The sequence below is a fragment of the Bartonella sp. CL266QHHD genome (assembly GCF_042195355.1).
Classification (GTDB): domain Bacteria; phylum Pseudomonadota; class Alphaproteobacteria; order Rhizobiales; family Rhizobiaceae; genus Bartonella.
Window position 1 is genome coordinate 18,505 of record NZ_JBHIOD010000046.1, and the last position, 19,547, is coordinate 38,051.

General features: G+C 37.2%; 10 protein-coding genes. 5 read left to right on the forward strand and 5 right to left on the reverse strand.

The features are described from left to right. Positions 1–160 precede the first annotated feature (160 nt). Positions 161–2,269, reverse strand: coding sequence for an ATP-dependent DNA helicase RecG (recG, locus tag ACFIK7_RS06190; protein WP_375663103.1), 2,109 nt, complete (start codon positions 2,267–2,269; stop codon positions 161–163). 376 nt (positions 2,270–2,645) lie between these two features. Here recG and dnaE point away from each other — a divergent pair, with 376 nt between their 5' ends. Beyond that, on the forward strand, positions 2,646–6,113 hold the full coding sequence (dnaE, locus tag ACFIK7_RS06195; RefSeq protein ID WP_375663123.1) for a DNA polymerase III subunit alpha: 3,468 nt from the start codon (positions 2,646–2,648) through the stop codon (positions 6,111–6,113). Between the two features lie 193 nt (positions 6,114–6,306). Here dnaE and ACFIK7_RS06200 read toward each other — a convergent pair whose 3' ends face one another. Then, complete coding sequence (locus ACFIK7_RS06200; RefSeq protein WP_375663104.1) at positions 6,307–7,554, reverse strand: FAD-binding protein; 1,248 nt, start codon at positions 7,552–7,554, stop codon at positions 6,307–6,309. Between the two features lie 52 nt (positions 7,555–7,606). Then, positions 7,607–7,855 carry a zinc-finger domain-containing protein gene (locus ACFIK7_RS06205; protein ID WP_375657882.1) on the reverse strand — a complete coding sequence of 83 codons (249 nt, stop codon included), beginning with the start codon at positions 7,853–7,855 and terminating at the stop codon, positions 7,607–7,609. A 325-nt stretch (positions 7,856–8,180) separates the two neighbouring features. On the opposite strand from ACFIK7_RS06205, the gene ACFIK7_RS06210 reads away from it, so the two are divergent. Next, positions 8,181–10,361, forward strand: coding sequence for an RNA degradosome polyphosphate kinase (locus ACFIK7_RS06210; protein WP_375663105.1), 2,181 nt, complete (start codon positions 8,181–8,183; stop codon positions 10,359–10,361). A gap of 6 nt (positions 10,362–10,367) precedes the next feature. Next, positions 10,368–11,885 (forward strand): exopolyphosphatase, encoded by a 1,518-nt coding sequence (gene ppx / locus ACFIK7_RS06215; RefSeq protein ID WP_273791189.1) that lies wholly within the window; start codon positions 10,368–10,370, stop codon positions 11,883–11,885. A 271-nt stretch (positions 11,886–12,156) separates the two neighbouring features. On the opposite strand, the gene ACFIK7_RS06220 is transcribed toward ppx, so the two are convergent. Next, positions 12,157–12,342, reverse strand: coding sequence for a helix-turn-helix transcriptional regulator (locus tag ACFIK7_RS06220; protein WP_375631280.1), 186 nt, complete (start codon positions 12,340–12,342; stop codon positions 12,157–12,159). A 637-nt stretch (positions 12,343–12,979) separates the two neighbouring features. Next, positions 12,980–14,134 carry a ribonuclease D gene (rnd, locus tag ACFIK7_RS06225; RefSeq protein WP_375631255.1) on the reverse strand — a complete coding sequence of 385 codons (1,155 nt, stop codon included), beginning with the start codon at positions 14,132–14,134 and terminating at the stop codon, positions 12,980–12,982. Positions 14,135–14,266: 132 nt separating this feature from the next. Between rnd and aspS the strand changes: the two genes are divergently transcribed. Together aspS and parC are read left to right on the forward strand one after the other, a co-directional pair. Continuing rightward, positions 14,267–16,060, forward strand: a complete 1,794-nt coding sequence (aspS, locus tag ACFIK7_RS06230) for an aspartate--tRNA ligase (protein WP_273791187.1) — start codon at positions 14,267–14,269, stop codon at positions 16,058–16,060. Between the two features lie 773 nt (positions 16,061–16,833). Then, positions 16,834–19,083 carry a DNA topoisomerase IV subunit A gene (parC, locus tag ACFIK7_RS06235; protein ID WP_273791186.1) on the forward strand — a complete coding sequence of 750 codons (2,250 nt, stop codon included), beginning with the start codon at positions 16,834–16,836 and terminating at the stop codon, positions 19,081–19,083. The last annotated feature ends 464 nt before the right edge of the window (positions 19,084–19,547 follow it).

The window sequence follows — 19,547 nt, forward strand, 5'->3', positions numbered from 1 at the left end:
AATAATTCAGATTGAGAGAGAAGATAGTGCTGTTGATTTGTTATTCGTTCATGAAGCATAAAGATGCTAAGAGACTGCGTAGATCATTTATGGGTAATTCTAAGAGAGAAAATCATATTTGAACAGAGAGGTATTTAAGTTTTTTATTAGAGGGTCTTTGTTATCCTGCTCGTAAGAGGCGTGCAGCATCGTTGTGTCCGAAAAGATAAAGGAGCAACCGTAAAGCTTGTCCTTGCTCAGAAGAAAGATGAGGATCGCGTTGTAAAAATAAACGAGCATCTTTTCTTGCCATTGACAAAAGATCGCTATGAACTGCAAGGTTTGCTATATGAAATTCAGGGACTCCGGATTGTTTTGTACCTAAAAGTTCTCCTTCGCCTCGTAGGCGCCAATCTTCTTCAGCAATTTCAAAACCATCTTCTGTATTGCGGATAATATTAAGGCGTGTTGCTGCTGTTTTAGTCAGTGGATCTTTATAGAGCAAAATGCAGGAAGATTTTTTATCGCCTCGTCCTACACGTCCACGTAATTGGTGCAATTGTGAAAGGCCAAAATGTTCCGCGTGTTCGATGATAATGATCGAAGCATCTGGAATATCTACTCCCACTTCAATGACGGTGGTTGCAACTAAAATACGTGTATTTCCACATTTAAAAGATGCCATAGCGGCTTCTTTTTCTGCTGTAGACATTTTTCCATGGATCATACCAACGTGTGCTCCAAAGCGCTCATGGAGAAATGCAAAGCGGTTTTCAATTGAAGTGAGATCAAGAGCTGTCGATTCTTCTACTAAAGGACAAATCCAATAGAGCTTTTCTCCTTTTTCTAATGCAATTGCGATTCTCTCTATAAGCTCATGAAGACGTTTCAAAGAAAGCGTTGCTGTTGTAATGGGTTGTCGTCCCATTGGTTTTTCGGTAATTTTAGAGACATCCATATCACCAAAAGCTGTTAAGACGAGTGTGCGCGGAATGGGTGTGGCGGTCATAACCAGCATATCAGCTTTATTGCCTTTTTCTGTAAGAGCGATACGTTGATGGACACCAAAACGGTGTTGTTCATCGATAATGGTTAAAGCGAGATTATTATAAGTAACGCTGTTTTGTATGAGAGCATGGGTTCCGATGACAATAGAAACTTGACCTGACAGAATATCATTCACGATATTTGTCCTCAACTTCCCTTTTTCTCGTCCTGTTAAAAGGGTTGTTTGTAATCCGACCTTTTCGGCAAGAGGAGCGATGGTGGCAAAATGTTGCCTGGCAAGCACTTCGGTTGGTGCCATTAAAGCTGATTGTCCTGAATTTTCAGCAATTTGTGCCATTGCCATCAATGCAACAACAGTTTTTCCTGCGCCTACATCACCTTGAAGTAGTCTTAGCATCGGTTCTGGTGAAGCAAGATCATTTGCGATATCTTCTACTGCTTTTTTTTGTCCGGTTGTGAGTTGAAAGGGGAGGATATTGAGCAATTTTTTAGTATAAATTCCTGTTGATGGTCGAGAAGTGCCAACAAGAGATTTAGTTTTCAAACGCACGAGTCCTAGTGCCAATTGACAAGCGAGCAATTCATCATAGGCAAGACGTTTGCGTGCTGTACTTTCTAAGGATAGATCGTTGGGGTTAATGGGCGCATGGATACGGCGTAAAGCAACAGAAAAAGAAGGAAAATTTTGCTGCTTTTTCACATTTTCATCTATCCATTCTGGGAGGAGTGGAATAAAATCAAGAGCGTTTTGTATGGCGCGTCTTAGTGTTTTTGCAGCTAGTCCTGCAGTAGAGGGATAGACAGGTTCGATGAGAGGTATCTGATTTGATTGTTCGCTCGGGGCAATATAGTCTGGATGCGCCATTGAAAGCTGTCCATTAAACCATTCAACTTTTCCTGATATAATGACTTTTTTTCCTTCGGGGAGTTGTTTTTTTAGCCAAAGAGGTTGAGCATGAAAAAAGACTAAATTTATTTTTCCTGTGTGATCATGGGCAATAACTCGATAGGGAATTCGGTTGTGACCACGGGGTGGTGATTGATGTTGATCGATGATAATTTCGAGCGTAACAGTATCTCCTTCTTTTGCACAAGCAATGCTGGGACGCATTCTGCGGTCTATAACGGAATGGGGCATTAATTGAAGAAGGTCAATAAGGGTTGCTTCTCGTTGTGTAGGATTAACATCTAAGAGTTTGGTCAATAAACCATAGACTTTAGGTGTAATACCAGAAAGAGTTCGAATAGAATTAAAAAGAGGGGTAAGAAGACTTGGAGGCATGAGCAAACTTAACCTGCCCTTTTTGTTTTTTCTAGACCTTTAGAAGAGCTTTTTGGGGATAACGTCATAAAGAGGAGGTTGCTTTATTTACACATTGAACTTTAGGAAGAAAAATACAATTAAAGGGTCAAAAATTAAAGTGCTTAGATGAGATATATTGTTTTTCTTTTTATTTTAGGTGTTTATTTGCTGTGAATAGAAGCATTTTCTTGATAGAACTCTCTTATAAATATTAATAAAATTGGGATATTTCTCCTATGTATGATGATGAATTTATAGCTTTAAAGTTATGATAAACAGAAGTTTTTTCTTTTATAAGGGGTGCTGTTTAGCATTGATTTTGTAGTGGGAAATTGTGAGAGTGGTAAAAAATAAAATGCAAGAGAACAAAAATTCTCTTCCTCGCTTTATTCATTTGAGAGTGCATTCAGCTTATTCCTTGCTCGAGGGGGCTTTAAAAATCCCCCAAATTATTCAACAGGCGATTTCAGATCATGCACCAGCGGTTGCTATTACCGATACCAATAATTTATTTGGTGCTTTGGAATTTTCACAGCATTGTCTTTCTCATGGGGTCCAACCTATTATTGGTTGTCAGCTTACTGTTGACTTTCGTGATGAAAATGATCATTCACGTTTGGCTAAATGGCGTAATTCTTCTGATTTCTGCTCTATTGTTCTTTTGGCTGCTAGCAAAACCGGTTATGCTCATTTGGTTCGTCTTGTTAGCCGTGCTTATCTTGATAAATGTGATACTGATCCTCCTCATATTAAAGCTGATTGGTTGTCAGAACACAGTGAAGGAATAATCGCTTTAACGGGAGGAAAGGGAGGACCTATTAATCTTTCTTTGGCAGAAGAGAAAAAAGAACATGCTGTTGAGCGCTTAATTTATTTGAAAAAATCTTTTGCTGATCGTCTTTATGTGGAGTTACAACGGCATGGCTCTTATGATCAGAGAGTAGAAGCTGATCTTATTGAATTGGCTTATGCGCATGAAATTCCTCTTGTTGCAACAAATGAAGCTTTTTTTCTGAAGAGAGAAGGATATGAAGCCCATGATGCGCTGATGGCTGCTTCAGAAGGACAAATCGTCTCTAATCCAGATCGCAAACGTGTGACGCCAGATCATTATTTGAAGTCACAAGATGAAATGGTTACACTGTTTTCTGATCTTCCAGAAGCTTTGGAAAATAGTGTTGAAATTGCATTGCGTTGTCATATTGCCACGCCTCTTCGAAAACCGATATTGCCTCGTTTTATAGAACAATCTGCTAATTCAGAAAATACTTTAGAAATAGAAGATAGTGAGTTGTTAAATCAAGCTAAAGCTGGTTTGAAGATGCGGCTTGAAACAATAGGGTTGGCTGAAGGGTATACGATTGCAGATTATGAACAGCGGCTTGATTATGAAATTTCAGTTATTACGCGTATGCAATTTTCTGGATATTTTCTTATCGTTTCAGATTTCATAAAATGGGCAAAGGTTCATGATATTCCCGTTGGACCAGGACGGGGTTCTGGTGCTGGTTCACTTGTTGCTTATGCATTGACGATTACTGATGTTGATCCCTTACGGTTTTCTCTTCTCTTTGAACGTTTTCTCAACCCAGATCGTGTTTCGATGCCAGATTTTGATATCGACTTTTGTCAAGAGCGGCGCGAAGAAGTTATTCAATATGTTCAAAAAAAATATGGACGTGATCAAGTTGCTCAAATTATTACCTTTGGTAAGTTACAGGCGCGTGCAGTTTTGCGTGATGTGGGGCGTGTTTTAGAAGTTCCTTATCGTCAGGTGGATTATCTTACAAAATTAATTCCTGCCACGCCAGGAAGTCAGGTAGAATTGGCTGATGCTATTAAGGATGAACCTAAATTTGAAGAGGAAAAGAAAAAAGATCCCGTTGTTGGCCGCGCATTAGATATAGCACTTCAGTTGGAGGGACTTTATCGTCATGCTTCAACTCATGCTGCTGGGATTGTTATCGGAGATCGTCCACTTTGGGAGCTTGTCCCGATGTATCGTGATCCTCGTTCTGATATGCCTGTTACACAATTTAACATGAAATATGTGGAACAGGCGGGGCTGGTAAAATTTGATTTTCTTGGATTAAAAACGCTTACTGTTTTGAAAATGGCAGTCGATTTTGTTGCCAGAAAGGGGATTAAAATAGATTTATCAAATATTCCTCTGAATGATGAAGCAACCTACGCTATGATGGCACGTGGTGAAACGGTTGGTGTGTTTCAGGTGGAAAGTTCTGGTATGCGCAAGGCGTTGATTGGAATGAAGCCAGACCGTATTGAAGATATTATTGCGCTGGTCGCACTTTATCGTCCAGGTCCAATGGAGAATATTCCAACCTATAATGCACGCAAACATGGGGAAGAGGAAATTGCTTCTATTCATCCTAAAATAGATCATCTGATCAAAGAAACACAAGGTGTGATTGTTTATCAAGAACAGGTGATGCAGATTGCTCAGGTTCTTGCTGGTTATTCGCTTGGAGAAGCTGATTTATTACGTCGTGCTATGGGGAAAAAAATTCATGCTGAAATGCAAAAACAGCGTACGCGTTTTGTCAATGGAGCTGTTGCAGGTGGCGTGGATAAAGATCAAGCTGATATTATCTTTGATCTTTTAGCAAAATTTGCCGATTATGGTTTTAATAAATCGCACGCTGCTGCTTATGCAATTGTTTCTTACCAAACGGCTTATATGAAAGCAAACTATCCCGTTGAGTTTTTAGCTGCTTCAATGACATATGATATGACGAATACAGATAAGCTCAATGATTTTCGGCGTGAAGCATTAAGGTTGGGTATTGAAGTTATTGCACCTTCTATACAAACATCTCATCGTGTTTTTGAGGTTGGTGATAACTGTATTTATTATTCTCTTGCTGCCATTAAAGGTGTGGGAGAAACTGTTGTAGATCATATTGTTTCTTGTCGTGGGAATAAGATTTTTAAGGATTTGGAAGATTTTTGTGCGCGTGTTGATCCTCGTATTGTTAATAAGCGTGCGATGGAAAGTTTAGTTTGTGCTGGTGCTTTTGATTGTTTTAACATTGCACGTGAGGTTTTATTAGCCAATCTTGGAACCCTTCATGCGCGTGCACTTCGTATTCTCGATGACAATTCTAGCGGGCAGGTTGATATATTTGGAATGGCAGGCGGATTAAAAGAACCATTGATTTTATCGCAAACAACCCCTTGGTTGCCGGCTGAGAAACTTTATCGAGAATTTCAAGCTATAGGTTTTTACTTTTCTGCGCATCCTTTGGAGGAGTATCAAGCTATTCTGAACAAAAAACGCATTCAGACTTGGGGTAATTTTGCCAATGCCGTTAAAGGGGGAGCAACGGCTGCACGGCTTGCTGGAACTGTTGTGGCAAAAAACGTGCGCAAAACAAAATCTGGTAAAAAAATGGGAATTATTCATTTTTCTGATACAAGTGGACAATATGAAGCAGTTCTCTTTTCTGAGGCACTCTCGGATTATGAAGAGATGCTAGAACCCGGAAAATCTTTTATTATTACGGTGAGCGCAGAAAATCGTTCTGAAGGAGTTAGTTTGCGAATTGAAACAATTCAGTCTTTGGAAAATGAATCATTACAACAGCATAAAATGATGCGTCTTTTTATAAAAACAGTTGATATGCTTCCACAAATTGAACAAAATTTAAATCTTGGGGGGAATGGAGAGGTTGGGCTTATTTTAATTCAAGAGGATGGATTGCGAGAAGTCGAAATTGCGCTTCCTAAGCGATATAAGGTAAATTCACATGTCGCAAATGCTATGAAATTAATTCAGGGTGTTGTTGATGTAGAATTGAGTTAAAGAAAGATTAAAGATGGGAGCTGATTTTGAGTGGTGTTTTTGCTTTTAGGAGAGCTAAAAATTGAGCTTTTAAAATCGGATTGTAGGTTTCGAAAAATATTGCTTTTATTTGAGTAAATTATGATATTTTTTTAGTGTCATAAAATTAAAAAAAATCTCGTTCTTTCGTAATATTCAAAGTGTCGGAAGGATTTTATAAGTTTTTATCATTATTTTTTATAGAATTCATCGCATCATACATGTAAAGCCAATTGAGATCTGACATAATGCTCTCTGGTGTACGAATTTTCATCATGAGATTGCGTGCAATTGCTATGGGACCGGTTGCATGATAGGCTAATCTATTGAAATCTCCGCGTTTTTTTACTGCTGCAATACGGGGTGTGCGTGTTGTTTCGTAAAGCGAAAGTGCTTTCGTTAATGAAAAATCTTTCAATGAAAGTGCTTTTGCTAATGTGGCAGCATCTTCGATTGCCATAGCGGCACCCTGTGCTGCAAAAGGTAAGGTAGCATGTGCGCAATCGCCAACAAATACTTGTCTCTCTAAACCGATAAAACGATTTTGTTTCATTTGAAAGAGTGGCCAATAACTCCATTCATCAATATGATCGAAAATTTGTAAGATTTTTGAATTCCAATCTTTAAAAAGAGATTTGAGTTTTTCTTTATTTCCTTTATGGGCCCATCCTTCTTTTGAATTTTCTCCATGCGTAATGGCGACAAAATTAAAAATTTTTTCTGATGATTGAATGGGGTAGACAACAAGATGATTTTTTGGTCCCATCCAAGCCGTAATTGTCTTCATATTTTGCAATGAAGAACGAAAGTTTTGAGGAAGATTATCAAATGTTGTTGTTGCACGCCAAGCAATAAAGCCACTAAAATTTGCTTTTTCATGAAAAGGAGATTGTTGCCGTAATGTTGACCAAACGCCATCACATCCGATCAGGAGGGGCGTTGAATGAAGCTGTTCTGTTGCCGTATCTGTTTTTATTGTCGTGATTTTAATGTTGGTTGCAGATTGGGTAGAAGATACAATCGTTTCGCCTGCTTTGTATTTGATCAAAGGATTTTCAATCACTGCATTATATAAAATTTTTTGTAAAGCCGCGCGGTGAATCGTCATATAAGGGGCTTTCCAATATTTTTCTGTTAGATTAATAAGATGAGCCCGTAGATGTATTTTTAAAGATAATCCATCTTTTAACTCAAAAAAATGTGGGATTGTCGCGACTTCAGAGAGTTTGTTAAGAAGTTCCCAGCGAGCAAGAATAGATGTTGCATTTGGTGTCAGTTGAATACCAGCGCCTATCGTTTCAAGTTGCTTACACTTTTCGATAATGGTGCTTGCAATTCCTTTATGAGCGAGTGCTAAAGCGGTGCTTAAACCAGCAATTCCTCCCCCAACGATGATGGGTGACTGTTCCACAAATGATTTCATATTAAACAAGCAGAATGAAAAGAGGGGTTATTAAGAAAGCCAAAAAACGCAATTATAATAGCTTTTCTGGATGATATAAGCATCCTGTTGGGTTTGTTTGATCGTATGATAGCGAGGGAACATAACGATAAAGGGTTGAGCAGTAAGGGCAAATTTTCTCATCTGCTGTTCCCATATCGATAAAGATATGAGGATGATCGAATGGGTGTGTAGCGCCTACACACATAAATTCTTTCACACCAATTTCGATTGTTTTATATCCAAGGTCATTTTGGAAATGAGGAATATTGTGATCAGCCATGGCATACAAACTCCAGAATAAATTTTCTCATCAGCTATGATTGGGCTCTTCTATTTTATAGGCGTGAGTTTGTAATAAAGCGTATAATAATGCAAGATGCTTTTTAAGACAAATTTCTCTTCTTTTATGCTATATTAGAATAGTTGTCTTACTTTTAGTGCTTTGCGCATAGCAATAATTCCAAGTATTTTTAAATATTAAATGGAAAAATGATGAGGGAAGTTAAGCATTGATATATTATTATGATGATAACATATTATCAAATATTATGTGAGATATTTTGTCAAGGATTTTAGAAAATATAAAAGAAAATTATTTAGGATATATGGAACAGAGGGTGGTAAATAAAATTTCTATATCGAATATAACAATGAAAAATCCGGTACGGTTTATTAATCGAGAGTTTTCATGGCTACAATTTAATAATCGTGTTTTGATGGAAGCGGCTAATTCGAAACATCCTTTATTAGAACGTCTACAATTTCTTTCTATTTCAGCTGCAAATCTTGATGAGTTTTTTATGGTTCGTGTTGCAGGACTGGCAGCTCAAATTCGTGCTCGCGTTACAGCGTGCAGTGCAGATGGGCACACTCCACAGGAACAACTTGATATTGTATTAGCTGAGATTTTAAAGCTGCAGGCTCACCAACTACGAGAATTGAATGTTTTACGTGATGAATTAAAAAAGAATGATATTGAAATTATTTGTTCTGATGATCTTTCAGAAATTGAAAAATTATGGCTTGAAAAATATTTTCTTAAGACAATTTTTCCTGTTTTAAAACCTTTGCCTGTTGATTCTACTCATCCTTTTCCATTTATTCCTAATTTAGGGCTTTCTATTGCGCTTCAATTGTCTGGAGAAACTGATCAGAACTCACACACAGTGTTGTTGTCTATTTCAATGCTTTTAAGGCGTTTTATTCTTCTTCCTCAAGAAGGCAATCATTTTCGTTTTATTGCATCTGAAGATGTTATTTGCCTTTTTATTAAACATGTATTTCCTAACTATGAGGTTAAAGGAATTGGTACATTTAGAGTAATCCGAGATAGCGATATTGAAGTAGAAGAAGAAGCTGAGGATCTTGTTCACTTTTTTGAAATTGCTCTTAAAAGGCGGCGCCGTGGGCAGGTTATTCGAGTTGAGTTTGACGCAAAAATGCCAGAGAGTTTACGTCAATTTATAGCGAATAGTCTCGCTGTTCCTGATAATTGTATTAATGTTCTTGATGGATTTTTAGCGCTTAATACGGTATCAGAAATTGTTTCTATTCCTCGTGATGATCTCAAATTTATTCCTTATATTTCTCGTGTTCCAGAATGTATTCGTAAACATAAAGGGGATTGTTTTGCGGCTATTCGTGAAAATGATATTGTGATTCATCACCCCTATGAGACATTTGATGTTGTTGTCCAATTTTTACGTCAAGCTGCTTGCGATCCTGATGTTGTGGAAATCAAACAAACACTTTATCGTACATCAAATGATAGTCCAATTGTTGGCGCTTTGATTGAAGCAGCTGAACAGGGAAAGTCTGTGACTGCTTTGGTAGAACTTAAAGCACGTTTTGATGAGGAAGCAAATATTCGTTGGGCCCGAGATCTTGAATGTGCTGGGGTTCAAGTTATTTTTGGTTTTATTGCATTAAAAACGCATGCTAAGATGTCATTGGTTGTGAGACGTGAGGGAAAACGTCTTTGCTCTTATGTTCATCTTGGGACAGGAAATTATCATCCCATTAACGCTAAAACTTATACCGATCTTTCTTTTTTTTCCACAGATGATGATATCGCTCATGATGTTGCGTTATTGTTCAATTATATTGCGCAATATGAGCGTCCAAATGAAACAATGAAGATTGCTTTTTCACCCTTAACATTGCGTGGTCGTATCTTAGAGCATATTGAGGAAGAAATTGTTTACGCACAACAGGGAAGGTTTGCTGCTATTTGGATGAAAGTTAATGCATTGGTAGATCCTGAAATTATTGATGCTTTATATCGTGCTAGTCAAGCAGGGGTGCAAATTGATTTGGTTGTGCGGGGGATATGTTGTTTACGTCCTGGTATTCTAGGAATTTCGGATAATATTCGTGTAAAATCAATTGTCGGGCGTTTTCTTGAACATAGTCGCATTTTTTGTTTTGGGAATGGTCAAGATTTGCCTAATGAAAATGCAATCGTTTACTTAGGCTCTGCTGATATGATGCCTCGTAATCTGGACTATCGTATTGAAATATTGGTTCCAGTTTTTAATAAAATAGTCCGTCAAAAAATTCTTTTACAGATTATGTTAGCTAATATCATTGATAATCAACAAAGCTTTGATATACTTAAGGATGGAACATCAAAACGTATTACACCGCAGATAGGTGAAAGTCTATTTAATGCGCAGGAGTATTTTATGGCCAATACAAGTTTTGCGGGGGAAAATGAGTCTTTTGAGTCTTCTGTTTCGCGCTTGGTTGCGTTGCATCGGCAACAAGCCGAAATACATAAAGACTGAAATCCAATGACATATAGAGATGCTCAAGGTCGGTTAAAAGGGTGTAAGCCTGTTGCTGTTATTGACATTGGCTCAAATTCTGTTCGGTTGGTTATTTATGAGGGGCTTGTTCGATCACCAACAGTTTTGTTTAATGAAAAGATTCTTTGTGGTCTCGGTCATGGTGTGGCAAAAACGGGATTTTTAGAAGAAAAATCGATGAAAATGGCGTTGCAAACACTGAAACGGTTTCGTACGCTTTGTCGACAGATTGGGGCAGATGAGGTCTATACTTTAGCAACAGCAGCAGCACGAGATGCACAGAATGGCGTAGCATTTATTCAGCATGCTGAAGATATTTTGCAAAATAAAATATATCTTCTTTCAGGAAGTGAAGAAGCTATGTATTCAGCATATGGAGTTGTGTCTACTTTTTATCAACCAAAAGGTATTTCTGGGGATCTTGGTGGTGGAAGTCTTGAGCTGATTGATATTGATCATTCTGATGTTGGTGAAGGGATAACTCTTCCATTGGGTGGTTTAAGGCTACAGTATATGTCAAATAATGATAGTGCTGTAGCTACAAAAATTGTACATGAGCAATTTTATAAATCGTCTGTTGTTCGTACTCGTAAAGGTATAGCACGTTATTTTTATGCAGTAGGGGGGACATGGCGTAATTTGGCAAAACTCCATATGGCAATGAAACACTATCGGCTCCCTGTTATGCATGGCTATGAAGTTGATGCCGTTGAAATGGAGAACTTTTTACGTCTTGTAGCACGTGGCAATATTGATAATATGAGAGGGATTGCAGCGGTTTCTCAGAATCGTCGAAAACTTTTATCTTATGGGGCAATAGTTCTTATTGAACTCATTCAGTGTATGGAGTTTGAAAAGATAATCTTTTCTGGTGCTGGCGTTCGTGAAGGTTTTCTTTATTCACGTTTGCCGCAGGCGATTCGGCTTTCAGATCCTCTCATTGCAGCATGCACAGAAATGGCTATTTTACGGGCACGTTCACCAAAACAAGCAGAAGAACTCATTGATTTTACGACGAATGCTTTTGAAGTTTTTGGAATTTCAGAAACTGAAAATGAATGCCGTTATCGTCAAGCCGCTTGTCTTCTTGCAGATATTGGTTGGCGTATACATCCAGATTATCGAGGCAATGAAGCAGCAAATCAAATAGCTTTAGGATCTTATCCAGGAATTTCTCATGAAGGGCGCCTTTATGCAGCGCTTGCTGTTTTTTTTCGCAATACGAGTTTATTGGTTGATAAAGAATCTCTTCCCATTTTTCAATTAGCAACTCAAAATATAATTGAAAAAGCACGTATTCTTGGCGAAACTATGCGTATTGCTCATCTTTTTAGTGCTTCTGTTGCAGGAATTTTACCTCATTTATTGTGGCATAAAAAAGCAGATCATATTATCCTGCAGATCCCAAAGAATTACGCTGGGTTATTAGGAGAACGTCCTCTTGGACGATTACAGAAGTTATCAAAAATAATAAAACAACCTCTCGCTTTTGAAATTTTTTGATTTTTTTCTAATTTATTCGTGTTTTATGTCTTATAATAGGGCCATTGACAAGGGATAAACTAGGCAATCTATCATCACGAGCTGGACAATAGGACTTGTTCCATAACGCCCAAGCCAGACTCCATGCAAGGCATTTTTAATGCGCTGAGCATTCATAAAAGAAAACATAATTTTTTATTCTGTTATTTGCGTCACAGGATGGATTTTTCACTTCATAAGCTTCATGTGAAAATGAAAAGCCTTGTCCATTTTTACGTGAAAAGATTTTCTTTTATGCTGCGTCGTTATAACGTTTCTGTTTAGCTTGCTCGATTATCTTGATAAGATTCGATTGTAACCAACGCGATAAAAAACCAAACTTTAAAGGTTTTGGAAGAGATCCATTGGTTACATGACGGCGGAATGTTGAAATACTCATATGAAACAGTTTTGCACTTTCACGGTCTGGCAAAAGAATATCATTTCAGTCATTATAAAATCCTTTCACTATAAAAAATAGAAATAAATCATAACTATTTATTAACCATGATTTTTTGAATCCTTTGAAAGGTGTTTAATCTATAAAAAAAACAGCGCTTTATCATATAATTTCTTATGTAAAACTTTATGAGTCTTATTGAGATGGAATAAGAGAAACTTACGATATTCGGGGGGCTAATTTAATATAAATAACGCTAGATTATCTTTATAAATAAATATATTGCCTTTGTTAGGTATTTTAGTTGTTATGCTGGATCGTTTTTGATTGTTAGATTGCAATCTCGGTAGTTTTTTTTAATACGATATGGTGACGTGAGGCATTATATCTTTATTTGTTCCGATTGCTAGGCTACTATTTTTGTAATGAATACGCTTTTATTATCAGAGCTTTTTCTTTTTAAAACTTTTAAATGAGGAGCTGTCTGTTTTTTTAGATTTTCTTAATAAGATTGCTATTTGATTGATCTAATAAAGATTTATCTGTCATTTTAATAAGAGTTTACTATTCAAGTTTTTAACTTTGTCAGAAGTAGGTTTTATTTATCCTATTTGCGTTGGCCTATAGGGCATACCAATTGATGTAGATTAATGGATTTTTAAAATAAAAATGTAAATTAAAGCTGTTTTGTGCTTACTTTTCCATCGTTAAAGTAAAATCCTATCTGGCCCTTTAGCAGTTGTTCGGCTTTTTGACCAAATATTTCATAGCGCCAGCCATTCATAGCAGGAATATTTTTCTTTATTCCTCCATTGGCAATTTTTTCTAAATCATTAGATGTTGCAATAATTTTAGGGGCAATGCTGTTTTCATTTGCAACAATTTTTAATAACACTTTGAGTAGATCGATAACAGCGGCCGTCGTATCATTGAGTGGATTATGTTTAGGAATGGGGGGTAAAGTAGAAAGATCCACCTCTAATCCTTCGTGGACAGCTTTGATTAATGATTGAGAAATTGAGAGTTTATCCCAGTTCTTATTAAGACTGCGCAACCGCTTTAATGCAGATTCATCTTTTGGTTGTTGGGTTGCTATTTCTATAAGACATTCATCTTTTATGATATGACGACGTGGCATATTGTATTTTCGTGCTTCACGTTCCCGCCAAGCTGCTATCTTTTGTAATACAGCAAGTTCACGTGGCTTTTTAATTTTTCCTTTCACTTTTTTCCATGCTTCATCTTCTGGCATATCATAGGTTTTAGGATTTAAAAGGATTGTTATTTCATCGTCCATCCAGTGAGCACGTTGATTTTTTTCTAACCTTTTTTTCAATAACAGGTAAACATCTCTTAAGTAAGTTACATCGGCAAGTGCATAGAGCAGTTGTTTTTCAGACAAAGGGCGGTAACTCCAGTCTGTAAAGCGGGAGGATTTATCAAGATGATGCCCCGTGCAGCGTTGTACAATTTGATCATAGGAGATAGAATCACCAAATCCACAAATTGATCCTGCTATTTGCGTATCAAAGAGAGGGGAAGGAATAACACCTCCAAGATGATAAATTGTTTCAATATCTTGGCGCGCAGCATGAAAAACTTTTACAACTTTTTTATCGATCATAAGGTCAAAAAAAGGTTGTAAATCAATATCTGGTGCTATGGGATCAATCAAAACTGTGACATCTGGTGATGCGAGCTGGATTAAACACAGTTGAGGCCAAAAAGTTGTTTCGCGGATAAACTCAGTATCGACTGTTACAAAATCAGAGGTACGTAGAGCGTTAAGTGCAATTTCAAGATCTGTTGTTTGTGTAATAAGATTCATCATTTTATTATAATTCGATAAATTAAATTTGTGCTTTATTGACTTTATTTTTGAGTTTTTATTCTCATATCTTGACAAATGGTTATTAAAAAGCGTTTGTAGCGCATGTGAATATTATAATCAAAGGCAAAAAACATGCACCGTTATCGCAGTCATCATTGTGCGGCTCTTCGTAGATGTGATGTAGGAACACAAGTTCGTCTTTCGGGGTGGGTTCATCGTGTTCGTGATCATGGAGGGATTCTTTTTGTGGATTTACGTGATCATTTTGGAATCACACAAATTGTTGCTGATCCTGCTTCACCAGCTTTTAAAGTTATTGAAAAAGTGCGTTCTGAATGGGTTATTCGTGTGGATGGGGAGGTGTGTGCTCGTTCTGATGAGGTTATTAATGCAACGCTTCCAACAGGTGAGATTGAAATTTTTGCACAAGAGGTAGAAATTCTTTCGAAATCTGATGAGCTTCCTTTACCGATTTTTGGTGAGCCTGATTATCCAGAAGATATTCGATTAAAATATCGTTTTCTTGATTTGCGTCGGGAGACTATGCACAAAAATATCATGCGTCGGACTGAAATTATTGCGGCTATGAGACGGGCTATGCAAAATAATGGTTTTACGGAATTTACGACGCCACTTTTGACAGCTTCATCGCCGGAAGGAGCGCGTGATTTTTTGGTTCCAAGTCGTGTTCATCAGGGAAAATTTTATGCGTTACCGCAAGCGCCACAGCAATATAAACAATTGTTGATGATGTCAGGTTTTGATCGTTATTTTCAGATTGCTCCATGTTTTAGAGATGAAGATCCAAGGGCCGACCGTCTTCCTGGTGAATTTTATCAATTAGATGTTGAAATGAGTTTTGTTGAGCAAGAAGATGTTTTAGCAACTATGGAACCTATTATGCGTTCTATTTTTGAAGAATTTGCAGATGGAAAGACTGTGACACAAAGCTTTCCTCGCATTTCCTATGATGAAGCAATGCAAAAATATGGTTCTGATAAGCCTGATCTACGTAATCCGATCATTATGGAAGATGTTTCTCAGCATTTTTATAATTCTGGTTTCAAAGTCTTTGCTCAAATTTTAGCGAATGATGAGAATGCTCAAGTGTGGGCTATTCCAGCTAAAACGGGTGGAAGTCGTGCTTTTTGTGATCGTATGAATGTATGGGCACAAGGTGAGGGGCAACCAGGGCTCGGTTATATTTTTTGGCGTGAAGAAGAAGGAAAATTTGAAGGAGCAGGGCCTATCGCCAAAAATATTGGTGAACAGAGGACTGAAGCAATCCGTATACAGCTTGGGCTTGAAAGTGGGGATGCCTGTTTTTTTGTAGCTGGCGATCCAAAAAAGTTTTCATCTTTTGCCGGAGCCGCACGCACAAGGGTAGGAGAAGAATTAGATCTTCTTGATAGAGATAGTTTCTCTTTGGCGTGGATTGTTGATTTTCCATTTTTTGAATGGAATGAAGATGAAAAAAAGATTGATTTTGGACATAATCCTTTTTCTATGCCTCAAGGGGGAGAAAATGCCCTTGCCTGTCAAGATCCTCTTACTATTAAAGCTTTTCAATATGATCTTGTTTGCAATGGTTATGAAATTGCATCAGGTGGAATTCGTAATCACTTACCAGAAATGATGCTTAAAGTTTTTGAACTTGTAGGACTTTCTAAGGAAGTTGTGAAAGATCGTTTCGGTGGTCTTTATCGTGCATTCCATTATGGGGCTCCACCACATGGTGGTATGGCTGCAGGAATTGACCGCATCATTATGCTGTTGCAAGGTGTTAAAAATTTGCGTGAAGTTGCTTTATTTCCTATGAATCAACAGGCGCTTGATCTTTTGATGAGTGCTCCGTCTGATGTTTCTCCTACACAATTACGTGATTTAGGAATCCGCATGGCTCCTACTCACAAAAATAGCTCATAAAGTTGATAATGGATTGTTTTCATCTTTTCTACGTAGAGTGAAGTTTTGATGCCTTTCAAGAGCCGTCGGTGTGTGTGGCTGTTTGTGAAATTTAGATAGGTAAAAACGCTATTGTGTTGATTCTTTACGAGGCATTTTTATTCCTTGTTTCTATAGTGGCTCTTCCACTTGTGATAGGTGAGGAAATGATTATGATTGCTTGATCATGAATAAATTAGAAATGAAAGAACTCTATAATATTCGGGAGTCTCATTTTAGTTGAAAAAAATGAATTATCTTTATGTGTCAATATATTATTTATTTTTTATTGAAGTTTTTACAACGTTGTAGCAGAGAATTGTGTCTCTTCGTTTTTATGAAAATAATGTGATTTTCCATTCTATGGACTTACTCTAAAAAGTTTAAATTTCATAAGTTTTGAATATTTTTTAGTTTTTCATAGAAAAACTGAAGGGGATTGTTATACAATTTATCTTTATAATAAAAGATGATGTTTGAAAGGTGCTTTTGTCATTCCAGAAAGGATGAAATAACTCTTTGTGGGCAGTTAAATTATCGTCGGATTTGACAAAGCTTTCAATAAATTACTTAGGACAAGGGGGACGGACATGTATAAATTTTTCAAATTGATATAATTTTCTGTTCATGTTCTAATTGCAGCGTTTGTTTTTATGTAATTGACTTTTAATAAAAAAGTCGACTCATAGAAGATTTCACTAAATAAATCCTATAAGATAATTTCTTATTATTGTGGGAATTGTTGTTTTAATACTATGTCTGATAAAATGAATTTACCTTTTGATAAAGAACATATTGAACCAATAGAATTACGCTCTGCTTTACAGGAACGTTATTTGGCTTATGCACTTTCTACGATTACACACCGTGCATTGCCTGATGTACGTGATGGATTGAAGCCGGTCCACCGGCGGATTGTTCATGCGATGCGTCTTCTCAAACTAAATCCTGGACAGTCTTATGCGAAATGTGCGCGGATTGTTGGTGATGTCATGGGAAAATTTCATCCTCATGGGGATGCGTCTATTTATGATGCCTTGGTGCGCTTGGCTCAAAGTTTTGCTGTTCGTTATCCGTTGGTTGATGGGCAAGGCAATTTTGGTAATATTGATGGTGATAATGCTGCTGCCATGCGTTATACGGAAGCACGTATGACTGAAGTGGCTGCATTGTTACTTGAAGGAATTAATGAGAATGCTATTGATTTTCGTTTAACCTATAATGAGGAAGATGAAGAGCCGGTTGTTTTACCAGGAGCTTTCCCTAATCTTTTAGCAAATGGTTCTTCTGGTATTGCTGTTGGTATGGCAACATCTATTCCACCCCATAATGTTGCTGAGCTTTGTGATGCAGCACTCCATTTGATTGCGCATCCCGATGTAAATGATGAGGCATTAAATCAATTCGTTCTTGGTCCTGATTTTCCGACGGGGGGAATTTTAGTTGAACCTAAAAAAAGTATTGAGGAATCCTATCGTGTTGGGCGTGGATTCTTTCGCTTGCGTTCACGTTGGCATCAGGAACCTGGTAGCCGTGGTTCTTATGTGATTGTTGTGACTGAAATTCCCTATCAGATTCAAAAGTCACGTCTTATTGAAAAAACAGCAGAGTTATTGCTTGCACGCCGATTGCCAATGCTTGAGGATATCCAAGATGAATCAGCAGAAGATATCAGAATCGTGCTGGTTCCTAAAAATCGGTCGGTTGATCCGGAGCTCCTTATGGAGTCTCTTTTTAAATTGACTGACTTTGAAGTAAGATTTCCCCTCAATCTGAATGTTTTGTCTTTGGGAAAAATACCCAATGTTCTTTCTTTACGAGAAAGTTTGCAGCAATGGCTTGAACATCGTCAAGAAGTGCTTATTCGTCGCTCTCATTATCGGCTTGATCAAATTGATAGCCGATTGGAAATTCTTCATGGATATCTTATTGCCTATTTAAATCTCGATGAGGTCATTCAGATTATTCGTGAAGAGGATGAACCGAAAAAGAAGCTGATTAATCGGTTTGAATTAACAGAAAATCAAGCTGAAGCTATTCTTAATATGCGCTTGCGTTCTTTGCGTAAACTTGAGGAATTTGAAATTCGTAAAGAATTTGAAAGTTTGAAAGCTGAAAAAGAAAAACTACAGAATTTGTTAGCTTCTCCTATAAAACAGTGGAAAATAATTTCAGAAGAAATCAAAAAAGTTCGAAACACTTTTGGTCCTGAAACACTCTTGGGGAAAAGACGTACGACGTTTGAAGAGGCACCAAGACATGATCTTGATGATATTCAACAAGCAATGATCGAAAAAGAACCGATTACTATTGTTATTTCTGAAAAGGGGTGGATGCGCGCTTTGAAGGGACATTTGACCGATTATAAAGCGCTTTCTTTTAAAGAAGGAGACAGTTTAAAGTTAGCATTTCCGGCATTTACAACCGACAAGATTGTGCTGATCAGTACGGGTGGAAAGTTTTTTGCTATTGGTGCAAATAGTTTACCTGGAGGGCGGGGACATGGTGAACCTATTCGTCTTTTAGTTGATATGGATGATGAGCACGATGTTCTCACAGCTTTTGTGCATCGCGCCGAGGAAAAATTGCTCTTGGTTTCATCTCACGGTAATGGTTTTATTGTTTCTTCTGCAGAAGTGATCGCCAATACACGAAAAGGAAAGCAAGTGATGAATGTGAAAGCTCCTGATAAGGTAAAGCTTTGTGTTCCGGTAAATGGTGATCATGTGGCTGTAGTTGGTGAAAACCGTAAAATGCTTATTTTTTCTATTGAACAAATACCAGAAATGAATCGCGGTAAAGGTGTTCGTTTACAGCGTTATAAAGAAGGTGGTGTTGTTGATGCCAAGACTTTTAATTTATCAGAAGGCTTAAGTTGGCAAGATACAGCTGAACGAATCTTTAACCGTCAGGCGGACGATCTCTTTGAATGGATGGGAACGCGTGCGGGAGTTGGGCGTTTGGTTCCAAAAGGATTTCCAAAATCAGGAAAATTTATTAATTAAATGTATTTTATAAATGGGGAAAATTCCCTATAGTTTTATGATTGTTTAAGATATTAATTTATAAGGATAATTTATTATTTTTTATATTGAAAGAAAGACCTAAAGCGTAAGTTTTTCTCTTATTTCGATCTTGTTCAGGTTAAATCAATCAAAACTGTTTGTTTGCCTATCATGAGATGAGAGACCAGCCCGTCTTCATAAAAACTATTGAAGAAAAGAATAAAAATATTTTTTAATAAACCGTTTCACATACAAGAGTTGTTGCGACAATAGGTATGTTTGTTTTTTTACATTATACCATTTATGGGTGCTGTCGTGAAATGATTTGATATTTCGAGAGCTGTACCTTTAAACAAACAATGTGAATGTTAACACAAGAGTGTTCTATTTGGAGATGTTTTATTTTGTCTGATAGATTTATCTTCTTATTGTTTCTTATTGTTCAAGAGAGATGTTATTAATCT

Coding starts and splice junctions, on each gene's coding strand:
- recG (WP_375663103.1), bottom strand. CDS start 2,269: ATGCCTCCAAGTCTTCTTACCCCTCTTTTTAATTCTATTCGAACTCTT.
- dnaE (WP_375663123.1), top strand. CDS start 2,646: ATGCAAGAGAACAAAAATTCTCTTCCTCGCTTTATTCATTTGAGAGTG.
- ACFIK7_RS06200 (WP_375663104.1), bottom strand. CDS start 7,554: ATGAAATCATTTGTGGAACAGTCACCCATCATCGTTGGGGGAGGAATT.
- ACFIK7_RS06205 (WP_375657882.1), bottom strand. CDS start 7,855: ATGGCTGATCACAATATTCCTCATTTCCAAAATGACCTTGGATATAAA.
- ACFIK7_RS06210 (WP_375663105.1), top strand. CDS start 8,181: ATGGAACAGAGGGTGGTAAATAAAATTTCTATATCGAATATAACAATG.
- ppx (WP_273791189.1), top strand. CDS start 10,368: ATGACATATAGAGATGCTCAAGGTCGGTTAAAAGGGTGTAAGCCTGTT.
- rnd (WP_375631255.1), bottom strand. CDS start 14,134: ATGATGAATCTTATTACACAAACAACAGATCTTGAAATTGCACTTAAC.
- aspS (WP_273791187.1), top strand. CDS start 14,267: ATGCACCGTTATCGCAGTCATCATTGTGCGGCTCTTCGTAGATGTGAT.
- parC (WP_273791186.1), top strand. CDS start 16,834: ATGTCTGATAAAATGAATTTACCTTTTGATAAAGAACATATTGAACCA.